The sequence below is a fragment of the Frateuria edaphi genome, from assembly GCF_021117405.1.
Taxonomy (GTDB): Bacteria; Pseudomonadota; Gammaproteobacteria; order Xanthomonadales; family Rhodanobacteraceae; genus Frateuria_A; species Frateuria_A edaphi.
Map to the genome: position 1 here is coordinate 3,373,029 of NZ_CP088251.1, position 20,297 is coordinate 3,393,325.

18 protein-coding genes are annotated in these 20,297 nt (G+C 68.3%); 9 read left to right on the forward strand and 9 right to left on the reverse strand.

Annotated elements, in window-relative coordinates; all coding sequences use genetic code 11:
- Positions 1-36 precede the first annotated feature (36 nt).
- Together aceB and aceA are read left to right on the forward strand one after the other, a co-directional pair.
- On the forward strand, positions 37-1,656 hold the full coding sequence (gene aceB / locus LQ772_RS15675; RefSeq protein WP_231322121.1) for a malate synthase A: 1,620 nt from the start codon (positions 37-39) through the stop codon (positions 1,654-1,656).
- Between the two features lie 94 nt (positions 1,657-1,750).
- Positions 1,751-3,046 carry an isocitrate lyase gene (gene aceA, locus LQ772_RS15680; RefSeq protein ID WP_231322124.1) on the forward strand — a complete coding sequence of 432 codons (1,296 nt, stop codon included), beginning with the start codon at positions 1,751-1,753 and terminating at the stop codon, positions 3,044-3,046.
- 125 nt (positions 3,047-3,171) lie between these two features.
- Here aceA and LQ772_RS15685 read toward each other — a convergent pair whose 3' ends face one another.
- The 3 genes from LQ772_RS15685 to LQ772_RS15695 form a co-directional block, all read right to left on the reverse strand.
- Entirely contained in the window at positions 3,172-4,965 is a 1,794-nt protein-coding gene (locus LQ772_RS15685) for a cation:proton antiporter (protein ID WP_231322126.1), read from the reverse strand.
- Between the two features lie 338 nt (positions 4,966-5,303).
- Positions 5,304-6,806 (reverse strand): YifB family Mg chelatase-like AAA ATPase, encoded by a 1,503-nt coding sequence (locus LQ772_RS15690; protein WP_231322129.1) that lies wholly within the window; start codon positions 6,804-6,806, stop codon positions 5,304-5,306.
- Between the two features lie 257 nt (positions 6,807-7,063).
- A complete protein-coding gene (locus tag LQ772_RS15695; RefSeq protein WP_231322131.1) occupies positions 7,064-7,318 on the reverse strand; it encodes an accessory factor UbiK family protein in 255 nt (84 codons plus the stop codon).
- 173 nt (positions 7,319-7,491) lie between these two features.
- Between LQ772_RS15695 and glnK the strand changes: the two genes are divergently transcribed.
- Positions 7,492-7,830 carry a P-II family nitrogen regulator gene (glnK, locus tag LQ772_RS15700; RefSeq protein WP_231322133.1) on the forward strand — a complete coding sequence of 113 codons (339 nt, stop codon included), beginning with the start codon at positions 7,492-7,494 and terminating at the stop codon, positions 7,828-7,830.
- Positions 7,831-7,901: 71 nt separating this feature from the next.
- Here glnK and LQ772_RS15705 read toward each other — a convergent pair whose 3' ends face one another.
- On the reverse strand, positions 7,902-8,423 hold the full coding sequence (locus LQ772_RS15705; protein ID WP_231322134.1) for a CcdC protein domain-containing protein: 522 nt from the start codon (positions 8,421-8,423) through the stop codon (positions 7,902-7,904).
- Between the two features lie 101 nt (positions 8,424-8,524).
- Complete coding sequence (gpmA, locus tag LQ772_RS15710; RefSeq protein WP_231322136.1) at positions 8,525-9,268, reverse strand: 2,3-diphosphoglycerate-dependent phosphoglycerate mutase; 744 nt, start codon at positions 9,266-9,268, stop codon at positions 8,525-8,527.
- 140 nt (positions 9,269-9,408) lie between these two features.
- Between gpmA and LQ772_RS15715 the strand changes: the two genes are divergently transcribed.
- Positions 9,409-10,053 (forward strand): DUF4097 family beta strand repeat-containing protein, encoded by a 645-nt coding sequence (locus LQ772_RS15715; RefSeq protein ID WP_231322138.1) that lies wholly within the window; start codon positions 9,409-9,411, stop codon positions 10,051-10,053.
- Between the two features lie 66 nt (positions 10,054-10,119).
- Here LQ772_RS15715 and hemF read toward each other — a convergent pair whose 3' ends face one another.
- The 3 genes from hemF to LQ772_RS15730 form a co-directional block, all read right to left on the reverse strand.
- Positions 10,120-11,037 (reverse strand): oxygen-dependent coproporphyrinogen oxidase, encoded by a 918-nt coding sequence (hemF, locus tag LQ772_RS15720; protein ID WP_231322140.1) that lies wholly within the window; start codon positions 11,035-11,037, stop codon positions 10,120-10,122.
- 86 nt (positions 11,038-11,123) lie between these two features.
- Positions 11,124-11,537, reverse strand: coding sequence for a hypothetical protein (locus LQ772_RS15725; RefSeq protein WP_231322141.1), 414 nt, complete (start codon positions 11,535-11,537; stop codon positions 11,124-11,126).
- Between the two features lie 83 nt (positions 11,538-11,620).
- On the reverse strand, positions 11,621-12,322 hold the full coding sequence (locus LQ772_RS15730; RefSeq protein WP_231322143.1) for a YdcF family protein: 702 nt from the start codon (positions 12,320-12,322) through the stop codon (positions 11,621-11,623).
- Between the two features lie 190 nt (positions 12,323-12,512).
- Here LQ772_RS15730 and LQ772_RS15735 point away from each other — a divergent pair, with 190 nt between their 5' ends.
- From LQ772_RS15735 to LQ772_RS15750, 4 genes are all read left to right on the forward strand, one after another.
- A complete protein-coding gene (locus LQ772_RS15735; protein WP_231322145.1) occupies positions 12,513-13,718 on the forward strand; it encodes a beta-ketoacyl-[acyl-carrier-protein] synthase family protein in 1,206 nt (401 codons plus the stop codon).
- A complete protein-coding gene (locus LQ772_RS15740) occupies positions 13,715-14,512 on the forward strand; it encodes a beta-ketoacyl synthase chain length factor (RefSeq protein ID WP_231322148.1) in 798 nt (265 codons plus the stop codon). Before LQ772_RS15735 ends, LQ772_RS15740 begins: the two co-directional genes overlap by 4 nt.
- Complete coding sequence (locus LQ772_RS15745) at positions 14,509-15,306, forward strand: glycosyltransferase family 2 protein (RefSeq protein ID WP_231322150.1); 798 nt, start codon at positions 14,509-14,511, stop codon at positions 15,304-15,306. The genes LQ772_RS15740 and LQ772_RS15745 overlap by 4 nt, the downstream gene beginning before the upstream one ends.
- Positions 15,307-15,392: 86 nt before the next feature.
- Positions 15,393-17,006 carry an NAD(P)/FAD-dependent oxidoreductase gene (locus LQ772_RS15750; protein WP_231322153.1) on the forward strand — a complete coding sequence of 538 codons (1,614 nt, stop codon included), beginning with the start codon at positions 15,393-15,395 and terminating at the stop codon, positions 17,004-17,006.
- Positions 17,007-17,077: 71 nt separating this feature from the next.
- Here the strand turns inward: LQ772_RS15750 and LQ772_RS15755 are convergent, their stop codons facing one another.
- Positions 17,078-19,402 carry a S9 family peptidase gene (locus LQ772_RS15755; protein WP_231322155.1) on the reverse strand — a complete coding sequence of 775 codons (2,325 nt, stop codon included), beginning with the start codon at positions 19,400-19,402 and terminating at the stop codon, positions 17,078-17,080.
- 141 nt (positions 19,403-19,543) lie between these two features.
- Here LQ772_RS15755 and LQ772_RS15760 point away from each other — a divergent pair, with 141 nt between their 5' ends.
- The gene (locus LQ772_RS15760) at positions 19,544-20,287 is read left to right on the forward strand and encodes a glutathione S-transferase family protein (protein WP_231322158.1); all 744 of its coding nucleotides are present in this window, start codon (positions 19,544-19,546) and stop codon (positions 20,285-20,287) included.
- Positions 20,288-20,297: the final 10 nt, after the last annotated feature.

The window sequence follows — 20,297 nt, forward strand, 5'->3', positions numbered from 1 at the left end:
CCTAGCTTGGATGGACCCCTCCAAGGAGCTGCATCCATGGCCGTCCCGCAGGAACGACTCGACCCCGGCCCGCTGACCGTCCACGGCGATACCGCCGCCTACACCAACCTGCTCACCCCTGATGCGCTGGTCTTCCTGGCCGACCTGCACCGGCGCTTCGATGCCCGCCGGCAGGAACTGCTGGCCGCCCGCGCCGAGCGGCAGGCCAAGTGGGACGCCGGCGCCCTGCCCGATTTCCGCGCCGACACCCGCGCCATCCGCGAGGGCAACTGGCAGGTCGCACCGGTTCCGGCTGCGCTGCGCGATCGCCGCGTGGAAATCACCGGTCCGGTCGAGCGCAAGATGATCATCAACGCGCTCAATTCCGGCGCGAAGGTCTTCATGGCGGACTTCGAGGATTCGTCGACGCCAACCCTGGCCAACCAGATGGACGGCCAGCAGAACCTCATCGACGCGGTCGCTGGCACGATCGCCTGGCGCTCAACCGACGGTCGCGACTACAAGCTCGGCGCCAACCCGGCGGTGCTGGTGGTTCGCCCGCGCGGCTGGCACCTGCCCGAGCGGCACTTCGAGGTCGACGGCGAGCCGATGGCCGGCGCGCTGGTGGACTTCGGCCTGTTCGCCTTCCACAACGCCCGCGCCCTGCAGGCACGCGACCGCGGTCCGTACTTCTATCTTCCCAAGCTCGAGGCGATGGAAGAAGCCGCGCTTTGGGACGAGGTGATGGCACATGCCGAAAGCCGGCTCGACCTGCCGCGCGGGTGCATGAAGGCAACGGTGCTGATCGAGACGCTGCCCGCCGCGTTCCAGATGGACGAGATCCTGCACGCGCTGCGCGAGCGCATCGTCGGCCTCAACTGCGGCCGCTGGGACTACATTTTTTCCTACCTCAAAACCCTGCGCGGCCATCACGACCGGCTGCTGCCCGAGCGCGGCCAGGTGCAGATGACGGTGCCCTTCCTCAAGGCCTATTCCGAACTGCTGATCAAGACCTGCCACCGGCGCGGCGCCTTCGCGATGGGCGGCATGGCCGCGCAGATCCCGATCAAGGGCGATGACGCGGCGAACGAGGCGGCGCTGGAAAAAGTACGCGCGGACAAGCTGCGCGAGGTGCATGCCGGTCACGATGGCACCTGGGTTGCACACCCGGCGCTGGTACCGGTGGCGCAGGAGATCTTCGACCGCTACATGCCCGAGCCCAACCAGCTGCACGTGCTGCGCGAGGACGTCCAGGTCAGCCGCGACCAGCTGCTCGCCCCGGCCTGCGGCACGATTACCCGCGCCGGCTTCGACAACAACGTCGAGGTGGCGCTGCGCTACACCGCCGCCTGGCTCGATGGCCTGGGTTGCGTGCCGATCCACCATTTGATGGAAGACGCGGCGACCGCCGAGATCGCCCGTTCGCAGCTTTGGCAATGGCTGCATTACGCCGGCGACGTGATTTCGGACTGCGTACCGCTGGAGTTCCCCGACGGCGCGCCGATCGACATGGCGCTCTTCGACCAGGCACTCGCCGCGCACGCGCACCGCCTGCGCGAAAGCACGCATCCGGGCGCCCGTCGCGCCGACGACGCCGCCCGCCTGCTCGGCGAGCTGACCCACGCCGACCAGCTCGGCACCTTCCTCACCCTGCCCGCCTACGACCAATTGGCCTGACCGCCGCCTTTGCAGGAACGCACGTGTGCGACCGCCATGTTTCCGGTCGCGCACACGCTGCCTCCTGCAGGAATCCCTCACGGAGCCTGAGAACATGAAAACCACCCTCCCGACCGCCGAACAGATCACCCTGGACTGGACCAACAACCCGCGTTGGGCCGGCGTGCGCCGCAACTACAGCGCCGAGGACGTCGTGCGCCTGCGCGGCACCGTGCCGATCGAGCATTCGCTGGCCCGCCACGGCGCCGAGAAGCTCTGGCACTCGCTGCACAAGGAGGACTTCGTCAACGCGTTGGGCGCGCTGACCGGGAACCAGGCGATGCAGCAGGTCAAGGCGGGCCTCAAGGCCATTTATCTTTCCGGCTGGCAGGTCGCGGCCGACGCCAACGTCGCCGGCGAGATGTATCCGGATCAGTCGCTCTACCCGGCCAACTCGGTGCCGCAGGTGGTCAAGCGCATCAACAACACCTTGCTGCGCGCCGACCAACTGCACCACGCCGAGGGCAGCGACGAGATCGACTGGCTTGCGCCGATCGTGGCCGATGCGGAGGCCGGCTTCGGCGGCGTGCTCAACGCCTTCGAGCTGATGAAGGCGATGATCGAAGCCGGTGCCGCCGGCGTGCACTTCGAGGACCAGCTCGCCGCAGTGAAGAAGTGCGGACACATGGGCGGCAAGGTGCTGGTGCCGACCCGCGAGGCCATCGACAAGCTCACCGCCGCACGCCTGGCCGCCGACGTCTGCGGCGTGCCGACGCTGCTGGTGGCGCGCACCGACGCCGACGCGGCCGACCTGCTCACCTCCGATGTCGATGACAATGACAAGCCCTTCCTCACTGGCGAGCGCACCGTCGAAGGCTTCTTCCGCGTCAAGCCGGGCCTGGATCAGGCGATCAGCCGCGGCCTGGCCTACGCGCCTTACGCGGACCTGGTCTGGTGCGAGACCAGCAAGCCGAACCTGGAGGACGCACGCCGCTTCGCCGAGGCGGTCCGTGGCAAGTATCCGGACAAGCTGCTGGCCTACAACTGTTCGCCCAGCTTCAACTGGCGCAAGAACCTGGACGACGCGACCATTGGGAAATTCCAGCGTGAGCTCGGCGCGATGGGCTACAAATTCCAGTTCATCACGTTGGCCGGTTTCCATAGCCTCAACTACGGCATGTTCGAGCTCGCGCACGGCTATGCGCGCCGGCAGATGAGCGCGTTCGTGGACCTGCAGGAGAAGGAATTCGCCGCCGCCGAGCGTGGCTTCACCGCCGTCAAGCACCAGCGCGAGGTCGGCACCGGGTACTTCGACCAGGTGACGCAGGCGATACAGCAGGGGCAGTCTTCGACCGTGGCGCTGAAAGGGTCGACCGAGGAAGCACAGTTCCAGCGCGCATCGGCGGCCTGAGGCCAGCTTCCGTACCCGCGTTCGGGCAGCTTCCCCGCAGGACGGGGGAGGTAACCAAGCAGCCGCCTACTCGGGCCTTCTCCCACTCCTCGGGGACGGTGCGACAGGCGGCTGGAGGGGCCGACTCAGCCCATCGGTTCCATTGGCGGCGTCAGCGCAATCGCCGACCAGCCTGCCTTCGGTTCGAGCAACCGCTTGGCCGACACCACCCGCAGATTGCCCTTTTCGTCCATGCCAAACAGCAGTACCGCCTGGGCGCCGTTGCGCTCGATGAAGTCGCTCCAGCCGAACGTCTGGCTCAGGCGGGTCGACTTGATCCGCCATCCGGCCGACAGCAGCTCGGCGAAGCGCGCATGCGTCATCTCCTCGCCGAACAAGGGCGGCGCCAGCAGATTGCCCGAGATCGCCGCGCGGTCCGTGGCCTCGTGGGGCGCGAGGTTGCGCAGCCGATAGACCTTCTCGCGCCCGAACTCACGCCGGTAGTGCACGCAGGCCAGCGAGTTGCGCTCGCGATGGGTCGACATGGCCAGTAAGCGGCCCAGTCCCGTCAGGTCGAGGTTGCGCTCGGCATGGGGCGAGGCCGGATTGCCGAAGAACGTGGCCAGCCCATCCATGCGCGCGCGACGGATGCCGTCCCACGCATCGTCCGCCAGCACGATCCGGCAACCGGCATCGGCCAGCGCCTTGCCGATCGCGCGCGCCACCTCGTCGGACCCGTAGATCAACACTCCGCGCGGCTCGGGCTCCGCCACGCCCAGCCAGCGCGCCAGCGGCCGCGCGGTCGCGCTTTGCAGCACCACCGTGCCGATGATCAGGATGAACACCAACGGCACCATCGCATCGGCGCCGGCCACGCCCAGCTCCTGCAGGCGCAGCGCAAACAGCGCCGAAACCGAAGCGGCGACTATGCCGCGCGGCGCCACCCAGGCGATCAGCGCGCGCTCGCGCCAGCTGAGCGAACTGCCCACGCTGGCGAAGACCACCGTGAGCGGTCGCACCAGGAATTGCGCGACCAGGAACACCGCGATGCCCGCCCAAAGCATGCCCTCCGGCAGCGGCCACTGCAGTCGCGCGGCGAGCAGGATGAACAGGCTGGAGACCAGCAGCGTGGTGAGGTTTTCCTTGAAATCGATAATGTCGTCGATGTGGACGTTGCGGATGTTGCCCAGCGAGATGCCCATGATCGTCACGGCCAGCAGGCCCGATTCGTGCGCGATCGCGTTGGACAGGCTGAAAGCCAGCAGCACCGTCGCCAGCACGCCGAAGTTCTGCAGGTACTCGGGGATCAGTTGCCGCCGCAGCAACCACGCCAGCGCCCATGCCGCCAACGCGCCGATGCCCGCGCCGCATGCGATGGTGCCCAGGAAGACGCCGACCGTGTGTCCCTCCTGGTGCGAGACGATGGCTTCGTAGATCAGCACCGCAAACAATGCACCCAGCGGATCGATCACGATGCCTTCCCAGCGCAGCGTGTTGGCGATGCGCGCATTGGGCCGCAAGGTGCGCAGCATGGGCGCGATTACCGTGGGCCCGGTCACGCAGGTCAGTGCGCCGAACAGCAGCGCCACGTCCCAACCGAGGCCCGCGATGAGATGCGCCGCCAGCGCCAGCAGCAATAAGGCCGCGATGGCGCCATAGCTGACCAGGCCGCGCACGGCGCGGCCGATCCCCGGCAGCTCGTGGAAGCGCAGCGTCATGCTGCCTTCGAACAGGATCAGCGCCACCGCCAGCGAGACCAGCGGGAACAACAGTCCGCCCAGCATCGCGTCCGGCCGGAAGATGCCGGTCGCGGGGCCCAACACGATGCCGGCCAGCAACAGGAACAGGATCGCCGGCAGCTTCACCCGCCAGGCGACCCATTGCGCGAGAAAGCCGATGCCGAGCATGCACGCCAGCATCAGCCCGGGCTGTAGCGTCATGCGCCGTCCTTCGCTTCCGGGTCGCTCATTCTGCCTGAGGGCTCCGGATGATTCGAAAGCATGCGGACGGCCTTTCCCGAAAAGGCAGCGCCAGCGCACCGGTGCCGGGTGGCCCGCCCTCTGTACGCGCCCACGCGTGGCGGTGCCCTTAATGGGGTCGCTGCCTTCCTTTGAAGGCGCTGGCGTATCGCGGCGGAAGATGAAGAGGCCAGCCCCGGTATCGGGCGGGGGGAGGGGGGAACCGATACCGGGGCGGCAGGCCGGAGGCATTTAAGTACCGGCGAGTGCAGATATTAATCCGTGCCACCTGGAAGTCAATACCCGCCAGTTCAGAAAATCTAGAAACGCCGGTATTGCAGGGCCTCAGCCAGGTGTGCGCGATCGAGCAGAGCCGCGCCGCCGTCGAGGTCGGCGATCGATCGGGCCACGCGCAGGATGCGGTGATAGGCCCGCGCGGACAGCCCCAGTCGCTCCAGGGCCGCCTCGAACCAGCGCCGCTCGGGCGCGCCCAGCGCGCAATCGCGTTCCAGCTCGCGCGTATTGATCTCGGAATTGGCACGCCCTGCCCGGGCCAGCGCCCGCTCGCGGGCCTGGACCACGCGCGCGCGCACGGTGGCCGAGTCTTCGTCGTACACACTGCGCGGAGCCCCCAGCTCGGCGAGCGGCACGCGCGGTACTTCGACACACAGGTCGATGCGGTCCAGCAACGGCCCGGAGATACGCCCTCGGTAGCGCTGGATCTGGTCGGGCGTGCAACGGCAACGTTCGCGGGCGTCGCCGGCATAGCCGCAGGGGCACGGATTCATCGCCGCGACCAACTGGAACTGGGCCGGGAAGGTCGCCTGCCGCGCGGCGCGCGACACCAGGATCTGGCCGGACTCCAGCGGCTCGCGCAGCACTTCGAGTACGTGCCGGGTGAACTCGGGCAGTTCGTCGAGAAAAAGCACCCCGTTGTGCGCCAGCGATATCTCGCCCGGCCGCGGATGCGAACCGCCACCGACCAGCGCCACCGCCGAGGCGGTGTGATGCGGCGCGCGGAATGGCCGCTGGCGCCAGCGCGCCGGATCCACACGCTGCCCGGCGACCGACAGCACGGCGCAGGTTTCCAGCGCTTCGCTCTCGCTCAGCGGCGGCAGGATGCCGGGCAGGCGCGCGGCCAGCATGGTCTTGCCGGTGCCTGGCGGACCAATCAGCAAAAGGTGGTGGCCGCCCGCAGCGGCAATTTCCAGCGCGCGGCGCGCCTGCAACTGGCCGCGCACGTCGACCAGGTCGGGAACGTCCGGATCGGTTGTCTGCCCATGGTCGGCCGGGCCCGGCAGGGCGAGTTCCTGCGCGTCGCGCAACCAGCCACAGACGTCCGCCAGCGTATCGGCCACCAGTACATTGGCCTCCGGCACCAGCGCGGCCTCGGCGGCATTGGCGCGCGGCACCACTACGCGCCGGCCGCGCGCCCGCGCGCGCAGCAGCGCCGGCAACACGCCCGAGACGCCACGCAGATCACCCGACAGCGCCAGTTCTCCCAGGAACTCGCACTCGTCCAGCTTTTCGCGTGGCACCTGACCACCCGCGGCCAGGATGCCCAGCGCGATGGCCAGGTCGAAGCGGCCGCCGTCCTTGGGCAGCTCGGCCGGCGCCAGGTTCACGGTGACCTTGCGGTTGGGGTATTCGAACGCCGCGTTCTGGATCGCCACTCGCACGCGGTCACGCGCCTCGCGCACCGCAGCTTCCGGCAGGCCGACGATATGCGTGCCCGGCAGGCCGCCGGACAGATGCACCTCGACCATCACTTGCGGTGCGGAAACGCCTTCCTGGGCACGCGTGAGGGTGACCGCCAGGCTCACGGCACGACCCGGGCTGACCAGGACGCGGTCGTCCCTGACCGCAACGGCTGGAGAAACACGAATGGCGGGCTCGGCCGACTTGGGGTGCCGCGGGCAGCTGGTCGCACGGTCGCGCATGACGCGTGCCGGCCGTAAGCGATGGAGTCGCCAGAATGCATGATGAAACGCGACCCCATCGACGTCAGGCAAAAAATAACCGCCCCCGATCGCTCTCGGGGTGAGGTGACGGATCGGGGGCGGCTCCCGGGAGCTGGCAGCTAGGGTCCGCGGGCGGCGTCCGCCTCCAGTTCGGCGACGCGCCTTTCCAGTTCGTCGACCTTGGCGCGGGTGCGCGCCAACAGTTGGCTCTGGACTTCGAACTCCTCGCGGGTGACCAGCTCGAGGCGACGCAATCCTTGCATCAGGACATCGTGGAAGTTGGTTCGCAAATCCTGCTGCGCCTGTGCCAACCCTGGCGGTACCAGCGACACAAGTCGCAGGGCAATTCGGTCGATTTCCTGCCGATCCATCATGGACGGCGCCTCGAGCGGGTCGGAAGGAAGTCTAGGTAACGTGAAAGGGGGTGCACCATCGGCCGGCTCCGCCAGAGAATGTAGGGATTGTCCTACACGGCCCACTGGGGCGACAGGCCAGGGGCTGGCAGGCACAATGAAGGCGATCTTGGGAAAGTTGGCGAGGAGCATCCATGAAGCTGGTCGTGGCGGTCATCAAGCCGTTCAAACTGGATGACGTGCGCGAGGCCCTGGCCGAGGCGGGCGTCCAAGGCATCACGGTGACCGAGGTAAAAGGCTTCGGGCGGCAGAAAGGGCACACCGAACTCTACCGGGGCGCCGAATACGTGGTCGATTTCCTGCCCAAGATCAAGCTGGAAGTAGCGGTGGCCGACGATCAGCTCGAACGCGTGATCGAGGCAATCCAGCAATCGGCGCGCACCGGCAAGATCGGCGACGGCAAGATCTTCGTCAGCCCGCTGGAGCAGGTGATCCGGATCCGCACCGGCGAACTGGATAACGACGCCCTCTAGCCGCGTCGGGTGGGCTTCGGCCCACCAGCGTCGCAGCGTGTGGTGGGCTGAAGCCCGCCCTGCGTCTGGCGTCAGGCTTGTGTCCGCTCGAACCGCCGGTGGTGTACCAGCAAGCCGGCGTAATAGCTGACGTAGTAACCGAGCATGAGGCCGACCACCAGCAACGTCAGCGGGCTGTTGCCCAGTGGCGGCACGGTCGCAGCCATCGGGCCGGCGATACCGTCATGCGGTACCAGCACCAGGAAACGCCAGGCCAGCCGGCCCACCAGCACGGCCGTGATAGTGGCGCCGATCCATGGGTTAGGCAGGTAGAGGTCGCGACCATCGGCGCCCCGTTCGAAGCGGGTCAGGCGCAGGCCGAGCAGGCCCAGCGCGATGCCGCCAAGCAGGCCGCCTGCCAGGCCTTCGAGCAGACGCGGGTTATGCAGACCGGCAAGCGAAAGCAGGCCGGTGACCGCGAGGAGGATGGCCACGCGGGTGATCATCGCGCCGCGCCGCACCAGCTGGCGGCCAAACTGGCGACGCACGCGCCGCCACACCATGAAGGCGAGCAGCGGCGACATCAGTGCGGGCATGAGAAGGTTCGGCGCCATGGTGAGTCTCCCTGGAGTGGCTGGGCGAAGACTAACGGTCCGTACAGTCCGATGCGATGTGGCCGATCCGGGGCCACAAATGGATTCCTGCGAAGAGCGTCCTACTTCGCCTTGCCCTGGTTCGCCACCGCGGCCATCTTCGCCGCGATCGCCTCCGCATCGCCCAGGTAGTAGCTGCGCAGCGGCTTCATCTGGTCGTCGAACTCGTACACCAGCGGCACGCCATTAGGCACGTTCATCTCGACGATCGCCTCGTCGGAGATGTTGTCCAGGTACTTGATCAGCGCACGCAGCGAGTTGCCGTGCGCGGCCACCAGCACGCGCTGGCCGGAGGCCACCGACGGCGCCAGCACGTCGTGCCAGTAGGGGAGCACGCGGGCGACGGTGTCCTTCAGGCACTCGGTATCGGGAATCATCGACGGATCGAGCAGCGCGTAGCGCGGATCGCGCAGCGACGGGTTGTCGGCCCGCTCCAGCGGCGGCGGCGGGATGTCGTAGCTGCGGCGCCAGACCTTGACCTGGTCCTCGCCGTACTTCGCCGCCGTTTCTGCCTTGTTGAGGCCGGTCAGTCCGCCGTAGTGGCGTTCGTTCAAGCGCCAGTCGGTGACCACCGGAATCCACATCAGGTCCATCGCATCGAGCACGCCCCACAGCGTGCGCACCGCGCGCTTGAGCACCGAGGTGTGCGCCACGTCGAAGGTATATCCGCCTTCCGCCAGCAGACGCCCGGCTTCCTTTGCCTCGGCCATGCCCTGCTCGGTCAGGTCGACGTCGGCCCAGCCGCTGAAGCGGTTGTCGAGGTTCCACTGGGACTGGCCGTGGCGGATCAGGACGAGCTTGTGCATGGCGGCAACCTGGCAGCGGAAAACGCGAAATGGTGGGGCGCGCTCGCGACGGCGTCAAATCGCCCCATGCCGAAGGTCACGCTAAACCGCGGAGCGCGGTGGTGCATCTGATGTCCTATTCCCACGAAAGGAGCACCACCATGCGCCACCTGCTCATCGCCCTCGTCCTGGCCCTGCCGCTGGCGGCGGTCGCATCGGACAACGACGTCGACAAGATCAACGGCGATATCCGCATCGATGCCGGGCAGACCGCCGGTGAACTGAGCACCGTCAACGGCGACATTTCGCTTGCCGACGGCGCCAGCGCGCGCAAGGCCGACACGGTCAACGGCGGCATCACGCTGGGCCAGCGCGCCACCATCGGTTCGCTCAACACCGTCAACGGCGGCATCGAGCTGCGCGAGGACGCCAAGGTCAACGGCGAGATCGAGGCAGTCAACGGGCACATCGAGCTGGCCAAGGGCGCCGACGTGAGCGGACAGGTATCCAACGTCAACGGCCGCATCGAACTGGATGCAGCGCACGTGGGCGGCGGCGTGGAAACCGTGGATGGCGACATCGACATCGGCGCCAATTCGCGCGTCGAGGGCGGCATCCTGGTCGACAAGCCCAACGGCGGCTGGTTCCACCACAACCGTACGCCGCACATCGTGATCGGCCCCCATGCCGTCGTGCAGGGCACGCTGGAGTTCCGCCACGAAGTGGTGCTTGAGGTCAGCGACAGCGCGCAGATCGGCCCGGTGAAGGGCGCCACGCCAGTGAAGTTCAGTGGCGCGAAGCCCTAAGGCTCTGCAGGGTGGACTTCAGCCCACCGGCCGCCTGTCGCAAATCACGGCGAGCTGGAGCCCACCCTACGCGTCGGTTGCGGACAGCCAATCGCGCGGTTTGAGGTAGTCCTGCAATCGCGCCTCGGGCGAATCCGGCTCGGGCGCATAGGCATACTCGTAACGCACCCGCGGCGGCAGGCTCATCAGGATCGACTCGGTGCGCCCGCCCGACTGCAGGCCGAACAGCGTGCCGCGGTCCCAGACCAGGTTGAACTCCACGTAGCGGCCACGCCGATAAAGCTGGAACTCGCGCTCGCGCTCGCCCCAGGGCATGCCACGGCGGCGCTCGGCGATCGGCAGGTAGGCATCCAGGAAACCCTGCGCCACGTCGCGGGTGAAGGCGAAACAGCGCTCGAAGCCGCCCTCGTTGAGGTCGTCGTAGAACAGCCCGCCCACGCCGCGCGTCTCGTCGCGGTGCTTCAGATAGAAGTAGTCGTCGCACCAGCGCTTGTAGCGGGGGTAGACGTCTTCGCCATAGGGCGCGCACAGGTCGCGTGCGACCTCGTGCCAGTGCACCACGTCTTCGTCGAACGGGTAGAACGGAGTCAGGTCGAAGCCACCGCCGAACCACCACACCGGTTCGACGCCCGGCTTGCTGGCTTCGAAATAGCGCACGTTGGCGTGCGTGGTGGGCACGTACGGATTCTTCGGATGCAGCACCAGCGACACGCCGGTGGCGATGAAGCTGCCGCCGGCGAGGTCCGGCCGGTGCGCGGTGGCGCTGGGCGGCAGGGTGTGGCCGAAGACTCGGGAGAAGTTCACGCCCGCCTGCTCGAACAGGGCGCCGTCGCGCAGCACGCGGGTACGTCCGCCGCCGCCCGCCTCGCGGGTCCAGCGGTCCTCGACGAAGCGCGCGCCGCCATCGAGGCGTTCGATCGCGCTGCAGATGCGGTCCTGCGTCTCGCGCAGGAAAGTTTCGGCCTGGTCGGCTTGCTGGCTCATCGTAAGGATCGGCGGGGTGACCGCCCAGAGCTTAGCAAGCGGGCCCGCGCCGGCGCTGTGGCGCGTCGACGCGGGCGCTTGAGCGATCAGCCCGCGGTAGCGGAGATCAGCTCGAGGTTGCGGCCGATGTCGCCGGAGAGGTACTGCATCCAGCCCATGTAGTTGGAATGGATCAGGCGGGTACCGTCGCGCTTGACCTCGTACTTGAGGTTCTTGCTGTCGACGTAGCGGATCTGCACCTGTTTGGTATCGAAGTCGACGCGGATCTTGGCGACCCATTCGTCGCGGCTGAGCTGGGCGCTGGTGCTGCCGGCCTGCTCGTCGGTGACGGTCCAGCCACGGCCGAGCAGCGCGGCCTTGACCGCCTTGCCGACCTGGACGTCGTTCATGCCGGCCGGTACGGCGATCGGCGCCGGATCGACCAGCGGCGACTGGCGGAACGCCATCGTCAGCAGCAGCAGCGGGAGCAGCAGGACCAGCATGAAACGGGAACGGAACATCGGGACTTCCCCTGTCTTGAGATACGCCGCCGAGCGCGGCGGGGCGAGTCTGCCGCGCGCGATGGCGCCGCACAAGACGCGTCTCAGCTGATCCGCGCGGCCATGCGGCGGTGGCCAGTCAGCCGCGCCCAACGCACGCCCAGGTCTATCCACATCAGATAGGTCGCTTCCATCAGCAGCAACGCCAGGTAGCGTGGCGTGCGGGGCAAGGCATCCTCGGCGGCGACGGCATGGCCGTCGAAGCCCAGTCGCCGCGCCAGCAACAGGCAGCGTGCCAGGTGGTAGCGGCTGGTCAGCAGCGCCACCGGCGGCAGCACCTCGGCCCGGTCGCCACCCTGCAGCAGACCACGTGCGTGGCGCAGGTTCTCGAGCGAATCGACCGATTCCTGCTCCAGTTCGATGGGCACGTCGGCCGGCAAGCCCTGCCCTTGCAGCCACGCATGGCCGGCTTCTGCCTCGCTGCGCGTGCCGCTGCTGTGTCCGCCGAGAAGCAGCACGCGGCTGGCGATCCTTCCGCGCAAGAGCGCCAGCGCCCGGGCCAGCCGACCGCGGTAGTCGTGCTCGGGTTCTTCGGCGACCAGCTGGCGGCCGAACACCAGTACGACCCAGCGTCCGGGCAGCGTCGTGGGAGCCCGCCGCGCCGTACGCCATACGTGCACGACGTAGCCGATCCACACGATGCCGGCGCTGAGCATGATGGCGAACAGCGTCACCACGGCGGCATGCAGCACGTCGGAATCGCGCAGGTAGCGCCAGGGATTGCGTCGGGAGGAAGGCGTCGGCACGGCGAATGGGCAGCAGATAAAACGCCAGTGTGCGCAGCCGGACGGATCGCCGCAATCGCCTGCCGCGTCCACCCGCCGAACGGCCCGTGTCCGGACTGGACTTGCAGTCACGCCGCGGAAGGATGAACCGGGCCCTCGCCCCCGAAAAGCAAGGCTAGGCAAGCCCGCGGCCCGCCGCTAGGCTGATTCGATGTTGCAACCCATTGCTCCCCTGGCAGTCAGCGCCTACACCGCCACCTCCGCCCTCGGCCGCGGCCGCGAGGCGCATCGCCGCGCCATCGAGACCGCCCGCACGGGCCTGCGCCCCAACGATTTCAGCCTTGCGCCGCTGGAATGCTGGGTCGGGCGCGTCGATGGCGTCGAAGACGCGCCGTTGCCCACGCCGCTGGCGGTCTGGGAATGCCGCAACAACCGGCTGGCGTGGCTGGGCATGAACCAGGACGGCTTTCTCGACGCCGTGCATGCCGCGCGCGAACGCTACGGTGCCACGCGGGTGGCGCTCCTGATGGGCACGTCCACGGCCAGCATCGGCGCCACCGAGGAGGCCTACCGCCGACTCGATCCCGACGGCGGCTTCCCGGAAGACATGCTGCGCCCGCCGATCCACGCGCCGCACTCGCTGGCCGGCTTCCTGGCCGAAGCGCTGCAACTCGAAGGGCCGTGCCTGACCGTCTCCACCGCCTGCTCCTCCAGCGCGAAGGTTTTTGCCAGCGCCGAGCGCATGATTCGCCTGGGGCTGGTGGACGCCGCGCTGGTCGGCGGTGTCGACACGCTGTGCGAAAGCGTGCTGTTCGGCTTCAACGCGCTGGAGCTGGTGTCGCGCGCGCCGTGCCGGCCGTTCGACCGCGAACGCAGCGGTATCTCGATCGGCGAGGCCGCCGGTTTCGCGCTGCTCGAACGCGTCGAGGCCGCGCCGGACGCGCCACGCCTGCTCGGTTACGGCGAGGCCAGCGACGCCCACCACATGTCCACGCCGCACCCCGAAGGCCTGGGTGCCGAACTGGCGCTGCGCGACGCGCTGGCGCGCGCGGGGCTCGCGCCAGCGCAGGTCGACTACATCAACCTGCACGGCACGGCGAGCCTGAAGAACGACGAGGTGGAGGCCGCGCTGATCGCCCGCGCCTTCCCACCGACCACGCGCGCCAGCAGCACCAAGGGTTTCACCGGCCACACGCTCGGCGCCGCCGGCATCCTGGAGGCGGTGGTCGCCCTGCTTTCGGTCGAGCATGGCCTGGTGCCCGGCAACCTCGGGGGCGAAGATCCCGACCCGGCCTGTGGCCCGCAGTTTGCCTGGTCCAACGAAGCGCGGCCGGTCGAGGTGGCGCTCAGCAACTCCTTCGGTTTCGGCGGCAACAACGCCTGCCTCGCGTTTGCCCGTGCGGAGCGCACGGCATGAGCGCGCTCACCGTTTACGTCGACGGCGCCGGCCTGTGGTCGCCGCATCTGGCGGACTTCGCCGCCCTGCGGGGCGCGTTGCAAGGCGAGGCCGCAAGCCCGCCACCCGCACGCCCGCCAGCCACGCTGCTGCCCGCCGCGGAGCGGCGCCGCGCGCCGGAAAGCGTGCTGCTGGCGGTCGAGGTGGCTGGCCAGGCCGTGGCAATGAGCGGACGCGAACCGGCGTCGCTGCCCTGCGTGTTCGCCTCCTCGCATGGCGACCAGCCGATCATGGACTACATGTGCACCGTCCTGGCCAGCGCGCCGGCGGAGCTTTCGCCCACGCGCTTCCACAATTCGGTGCACAACGCGCCGGCCGGCTACTGGACCATCGCCACCGGCTGTCACGCGCCGTCCAACGCGGTGTGCGCACAGCGCGCCAGCTTCGGCGCAGGGCTGCTCGAGGCGGCGAGCCTGGCGCTGGCCGACGCGCAGCCGGTGCTGCTGGTCTGCAGCGATACCGCCGGCGCCGGCCCGCTGACCGAGGTAACCGCCAGCGCCGCGCCGTTCGGCTGCGCCCTGGTACTCAGCCCCCAGCCTGGCGCCTGCACGCTGGGCCGACTTGTTCTGCACCTTTGTCCCGGTAGCATCGCCGACGCATCGGGCGAATCCGCGGTGCCGGCCGAATGGATCGCCAGCAGCCCGTCGGCCGTGGCGCTGCCGCTGCTGGCACTGCTCGCGCAAGGCGCGGGCCGCTGCCGACTGATGGCGGCCGGCTCGCTCGGCATGGATGTCCACCTGGAGGAATGTGCGTGAAACCCAACCCGCCGCGCTGGTGCGTGCTGATCCCCTGCCTCAATGAAGAGGCGGCGATCCAGCAGGTGGTGGAATCGGCGCTGGCGCTGAACGTGCCGGTGATCGTGGTGGACGATGGTTCGGACGACCACACTCCCGACATCGTCGGCGCCCTGCCAGTCACGCTGTTGCGCCACGCGCAGCGGCGCGGCAAGGGCGAGGCCCTGCGGCACGGCTTCCGCGAGGCGCTGAAACAAGGCTTCGATGCGGTGGTAACGATGGACGGCGACGGTCAGCACCTGGCCAGCGACATCCCGCGCATCGTCGCGGCGGCGCAACGCTATCCGGACCACATCGTGATCGGCGCGCGCCTGCTCGAGCGCGAACAGCAGCCCAAGGGCCGCCGCCGCGCCAACGCGGTGGCCGATTGGGGCATTTCCTGGGGCTGCGGCGTGCCGGTCGCCGATACGCAGAGCGGCCAGCGCTGGTATCCGCGCGCGGCGCTGGAACTGGTCGACCTGCCCGCCGAGAACTTCGTGTTCGAGGCGGCGATCCTGATCGCCGCCTGCCGCGAGAAGGGCTTGGGCGTGGTTTCGGTGCCGATCGCCTCGCGCTACCACGGAGAGTTCCGGCTGAGCCACTTCAGCCCGGTGCGCGACGTGGTGCGCATCACCACCTACACCTTCGGCCGCATCGTCCACTACGGCCGCATCGTCGACAGTTATCGCCGCTCGCACGACACGCCACCCATCGTCATCGACGATGAGGGCTTGCTCGCGATCGAAACGGGCGAGCCGGCGCGGGCGACCCGCTGAGCGTCCTCCCGGGGCGCTGCGACTCGACGGGATGCATGCGGGCCGCATCCGAGGCACCATCGACCGATCAGTCGGGGGAGAGCGGCATGGCGGACGCCCACACAACGCATGATGCGGTGATTCTCGGCGGCGGCCTGGCCGGGTTGTGTCTGGCCCTGCAGCTGCGCGGCGAGTTCCCCGACATGGACATCGTGGTGCTCGAGCGCCAGCGGCACCCGCTGCCGCTGGCCGCGCACAAGGTCGGCGAGTCGACCGTGGAGATCGCCGCCCACTACTTCGACCAGGTACTGGGCCTGCACGAACACCTGCAGCAGGCGCAGTTGCGCAAGTTCGGGCTGCGCATGTTCTTCAGCGAAGGCCAGGACCGCCTGGACCAATGCACGGAACTCGGCGTGAGCCGCGTGCTGCCCACGCCCAGTTACCAGATCGACCGCGGCCTGTTCGAGAATTTCCTGGGCGAGGAAGCAAGGCGGCGTGGGATCGACTTTCGCGATGGCGCGCGCGTGCGCGGTTTCGAGCTCGGGCACGAAGGCGGCCTCCACGGCGTCAGCTACAGCGACCATGCGGGCGAGCACGCCCTCGCCTGCCGCTGGCTGCTCGACGCCTCCGGCCGTGCGGGCCTGCTGCGCCATCGCCTCGATCTGACGCGCGACAACGGCCACCACGTGAACGCCGCCTGGTTCCGGCTGGACGAGCGCCTGGTGCTGGACGAATGGTGCCGCGACAACGCCGCCTGGCACGATCGCTGCGAACCGCCCGAACGCTGGCGCTCGACCAACCACCTGTGCGGCGACGGCTACTGGGTGTGGCTGATCCCGCTTTCCAGCGGCGCCCACTCGATCGGCATCGTGGCCGACGAGGCGATCCATCCGCTGGAGTCGTTCCAGGATTTCGCCCGCGCCCGGGCCTGGCTCGCACGCCACCAGCCGGCACTCTCGCGGGCCGTCGAGCGCTGCGCGGATACGCTGATGGATTTCCGCTTCCTGCGCGGCTGTTCCTACGGTTGCGCCCAGGTATTCAGCGCCGACCGCTGGGCGCTGACCGGCGAGGCCGGCCTGTTCCTCGATCCCTTCTACTCGCCCGGCGGCGACTTCATCGCCATCGCCAACACCTACATCTGCATGCTGGTCGCACAGGACCGTGCCGGCGGGCCACTGGCGCCGTACGTGCGGCTTTACCAGCGGCTGTACTTCTCTTTCTACGAGAGCACCCTGGCGCTCTACCGCGGCCAGTACCCGCTCTTCGGCAACCCTGTGGTGATGCCCGCCAAGGTGGCCTGGGACTACAGCTATTACTGGGGCGTGCTGTGCCAGTTGTTCTTCCAGAAGCGGCTGGGCGACGCGACGCTCTTCGCCGAGCTGGCCCCGCAACTGACCGCCGCGCAGCAATTGAACGAACGCATGCAGGCGTTCTTCGGCCGTTGGCACGCCTGCTCGGGCCAGGGCAATCCGCCCGGGCTGCTCGACCAGTGCCAGGTCCCCTGGCTGATGGAGATCAACCGCGGACTGCGCGACACGCTGGACGATGCCGGCATAAGGTCGCGGCTGAACGCCAACCTGGCGCTACTGCATGAAGTGGCCGGCGCGATCGCCGCGATGGCCGCGCGCGACGGCATGTCCGTGGAGGGCCTGCCCGCCTGCACCGGCCCGGAGCCGGCGCTGTTCAATCGGGCGCCCGCGCAGGTGACCACGGTCGCCTAGTACCCGCAAGGCAATGCAGGACACTGTGCTCCGGGCGCGACCGGAAACCGGCCGCGCCACGGATCGATCCCTCAGTCCTTCGGCACCGTGATCGCGTAATCCTTCGGCGGCGTGTTGCCGGCGAGGTTCGTCACGAAGTAGTCCCAGCGCCGGCGCATGGCGTAGGAGCCCTTCTCCTTGCCGTAGCCGTGGTGCACGTTGGGAATCAGCAGCAGGTCGAAGTCCTTGTTCGCCTTGATCAGCGCATCGGCGACCAGCAGCGTGTTGGACGGCGGCACGTTGTCGTCCAGCGTGCCGTGCACCAGCATCAGCTTGCCCTTGAGGTTGGCCGCGTGGTTCTGGTTGGCCTGGTCGTCGTAGTTGGTGGTGCCGTCCTTGTTCGTGACCAGCGGGCCCTGATACTTCTCGGCCCAGTCGTCCTCGTAGTTGCGGTTGTCGTGGTTGCCGCTCTCGGACCAGCCGACCTTGAAGAAGTCGGGATAGCGGAACATCGCATCCGCCGTGGCGTTGCCGCCGCCGGAATGGCCCCAGATGCCCACGCGGCCCAGGTCGATCCATGCATAGCGCTTGCCCAGTTCCTTGAGGCCCGCGACCTGGTCGGGCAGCGTGTTGTCGCCCATGTTGCCGTACCAGGCGTCGTGGAAGGACTTGGAGCGCCACGGGGTGCCCATGCCGTCGATCGCGACCACGATGAAGCCGAGCTCCGCCAGCGACTGGTTATCGCCCCACGACGAACGGAAATTGCGGCCGGGGACCGAGCCCGTCTGCGGGCCGGGATAGATGTAGTCGACGATCGGGTACTTCTTGTGCGGATCGAAGTGGGTTGGCTTGAACATCACCCCGTAGAGATCGGTCTTCCCGTCACGCGCCTTGACCGTGACCGGAACCGGCGGCACCCAGCCGGCCGCGCGCAGACGGCTGATGTCGGCCTTGGCAACGGTGGCGAGCGTGTGGCCATCACCGCTGTCGCGCAGCACGGTCACCGGCGGCTCGGTCGGGGTCGAGTACGTGTCGACGAAGGCATGGCCGTCGGGCGAGAGGGTGATCTCGTGGTTGGCCGCCTCCGGCGTCAGCAGCACCGGCTTGCCGCCATCGAGGCCGACCTTGAAGAACTGCTGGTAGTACGGATTCACGCCCGGGGTGCGACCGACCCCGCGGAACCACACGGTGCGCGTCTTTGGATCGACCTTGAGCACCTCGGTAACGTTGCCTTCGCCGGTGGTGATCGCGTGCTTGAGCTTGCCGGTCTGGAGGTCGTACAGGTACAGGTTGCCCCAGTCGTTGCGCTCGGAGAACCAGATCGCCTCGTGGCTCTCGGGCAGGTAGAACCAGTTGACCTGGCCGTTGCCGCTCTCGTAGTAGGTCGGCACGTGCTCCTCGAACACGGTGCGCACGTCACCGGTCTTCGGGTCGGCGATGCGGAACCATTCGTCCTTGTGGTAGCGCGAGGTGGACACGAAGGCCAGCGTCTTGCCGTCGGGCGCCCACTTCACGTCGTCCCAGCCGCCTTCGGGACCGCAGCTGACGTCGTCGCACAGCGTCGAGCGATGCTGGTCCGGCGCCATCTTCAGGCGCACGACCTTCTTCGAGGGCACGTCGATGACGACGCGCTCGATCATGGTCACGTCCTTGTCGCCCGCCAGCGGGCCCTTCCACTGCTGCAGCTCGGAGTGGCCGACCTGCGTCTTGAGCAGGTACATGTCGCCGGTCTTGCGCTCGTCCTGCTGGAAGGTGGCGATCTGCTTCGAATCGGGCGACCACACCAGGATGGCGTTGTCGGTGTGCTTCCAGCCGGCGTTGTCGGTGGCGTAGCCGAAGTTCTTCACCCCGTCGGTCGTGAGCTGGGTTTCCTTGCCGCTGGCGACGTCGCGCAGCCACAGGTTCCAGTCGCGGATGAAGGCTTCGCTCTTCTTGTCCGGCGAAAGCACGCCAGGCTCCTTGCCGGCCTTCTTCGCCACGCACTCGCCCTGGGCGGACTTGAGGTCGCACAGGTAGTGCTTGCCGCTGAACTGGACGTCCAGGCGGCCGTCGGCGGCGACCACGTACTCGCGGATGCCCAGCTTGTCGGCCTTCACCGGCTTGGCCAGCGCCTTGCCCAGCGCGGCGGCCAGCCGGGGATGGTCGAACGCGTCGGACGCCTTGCCGGTCGCCGCATCCATCACGCGGTAATGGTCGCCCTTGGCATCGTGGTCGACGTACCAGAAATGGCCATCGTCCAGCCACGTCACGCCCTGCAGCGCGTGATCGACCAGCGGCGCGGTGGTGGTGCCGAGAAAGCGCTCCGCGCGTGCGTAGTCGTCCCTGGTCAGCGTGTGGCCCTGCGCCAGTGCGCCGGTGGCCACCAGGGCCAGTGCCAGCGCGCCTGCCAGGCGCGAGCTGCCGATCATCGATGCCATCGTGTCTTCCCCTTTTGAGGACCTGCGAAATAGGCCGATCGTAACGTGCCCAAAGTCATGGCACCCATGCCATTAGTGGGGGGCGTTGACGTCGCGGACGTCGCGCCGCCACGCTCTCGCCTTCCCCTCCCGGAGCGCGCCATGGCTTTCACCGTGATCGGCAACTACGTCTCGCCCTACGTGCGCAAGGTGCTGGTGTGCATGGAGCTGAAGGGGCTCTCCTACGAGATCGACCCGATCGCGCCGTTCATCGGCGACGAGGCCTTCGAGCGCATGAGTCCCCTGCGCCGCATCCCGGTACTGATCGAGGACGGGCGCGTGTTCAACGATTCGACGGTGATCTGCCAGTACCTGGAGGACATCCATCCGCACCCCGCGCTCTATCCGGCCGATGCGGCCGATCGTGCGCGTGCGCGCTGGCTGGAGGAGTACGCCGATACCGCCCTGGCCGATGCGCTGATCTGGCGACTGTTCTATCAGAAGGCGATCCGCCGCTACGTGTTCGGCGAAGCCACGGACGAGGCGGTGGTGCAGGAGACGCTGGAGCGCCACATTCCGCGCGCACTGGATTACCTGGAGGCGCAGTTGCCGGCCGACGGCTTCCTGTTCGGCAGCCTGTCGATCGCCGACATCGCGATCGCCTGCATGTTCAGGACGGCAGCGTTCGTGCGCTTTGCCATCGATGCCACGCGGTGGCCGCGCAGTGCCGCGTTCGTGGAGCGCGTGCTGGCGCTCGAACCTTTCCGCAAGCTGGCGCAGTTGGAGGACGCGATGCTGCGCCAGCCGCTGGCCGAGCAGCGCTCGGCACTGGCCGCGGCCGGCGCGCCGTTGACGACGCACACCTTCGGCACCGCGGTTCCGCGGCATGGCTTGCCGCGCATGTGACGCGCCCTCG

Excerpts from the sequence above, each read along its gene's own strand:
- aceB (WP_231322121.1), top strand. The coding sequence starts at position 37 with ATGGCCGTCCCGCAGGAACGACTCGACCCCGGCCCGCTGACCGTCCAC.
- aceA (WP_231322124.1), top strand. The coding sequence starts at position 1,751 with ATGAAAACCACCCTCCCGACCGCCGAACAGATCACCCTGGACTGGACC.
- LQ772_RS15685 (WP_231322126.1), bottom strand. The coding sequence starts at position 4,965 with ATGACGCTACAGCCCGGGCTGATGCTGGCGTGCATGCTCGGCATCGGC.
- LQ772_RS15695 (WP_231322131.1), bottom strand. The coding sequence starts at position 7,318 with ATGATGGATCGGCAGGAAATCGACCGAATTGCCCTGCGACTTGTGTCG.
- glnK (WP_231322133.1), top strand. The coding sequence starts at position 7,492 with ATGAAGCTGGTCGTGGCGGTCATCAAGCCGTTCAAACTGGATGACGTG.
- LQ772_RS15705 (WP_231322134.1), bottom strand. The coding sequence starts at position 8,423 with ATGGCGCCGAACCTTCTCATGCCCGCACTGATGTCGCCGCTGCTCGCC.
- gpmA (WP_231322136.1), bottom strand. The coding sequence starts at position 9,268 with ATGCACAAGCTCGTCCTGATCCGCCACGGCCAGTCCCAGTGGAACCTC.
- LQ772_RS15715 (WP_231322138.1), top strand. The coding sequence starts at position 9,409 with ATGCGCCACCTGCTCATCGCCCTCGTCCTGGCCCTGCCGCTGGCGGCG.
- hemF (WP_231322140.1), bottom strand. The coding sequence starts at position 11,037 with ATGAGCCAGCAAGCCGACCAGGCCGAAACTTTCCTGCGCGAGACGCAG.
- LQ772_RS15725 (WP_231322141.1), bottom strand. The coding sequence starts at position 11,537 with ATGTTCCGTTCCCGTTTCATGCTGGTCCTGCTGCTCCCGCTGCTGCTG.
- LQ772_RS15735 (WP_231322145.1), top strand. The coding sequence starts at position 12,513 with ATGTTGCAACCCATTGCTCCCCTGGCAGTCAGCGCCTACACCGCCACC.
- LQ772_RS15740 (WP_231322148.1), top strand. The coding sequence starts at position 13,715 with ATGAGCGCGCTCACCGTTTACGTCGACGGCGCCGGCCTGTGGTCGCCG.
- LQ772_RS15750 (WP_231322153.1), top strand. The coding sequence starts at position 15,393 with ATGGCGGACGCCCACACAACGCATGATGCGGTGATTCTCGGCGGCGGC.
- LQ772_RS15755 (WP_231322155.1), bottom strand. The coding sequence starts at position 19,402 with ATGGCATCGATGATCGGCAGCTCGCGCCTGGCAGGCGCGCTGGCACTG.
- LQ772_RS15760 (WP_231322158.1), top strand. The coding sequence starts at position 19,544 with ATGGCTTTCACCGTGATCGGCAACTACGTCTCGCCCTACGTGCGCAAG.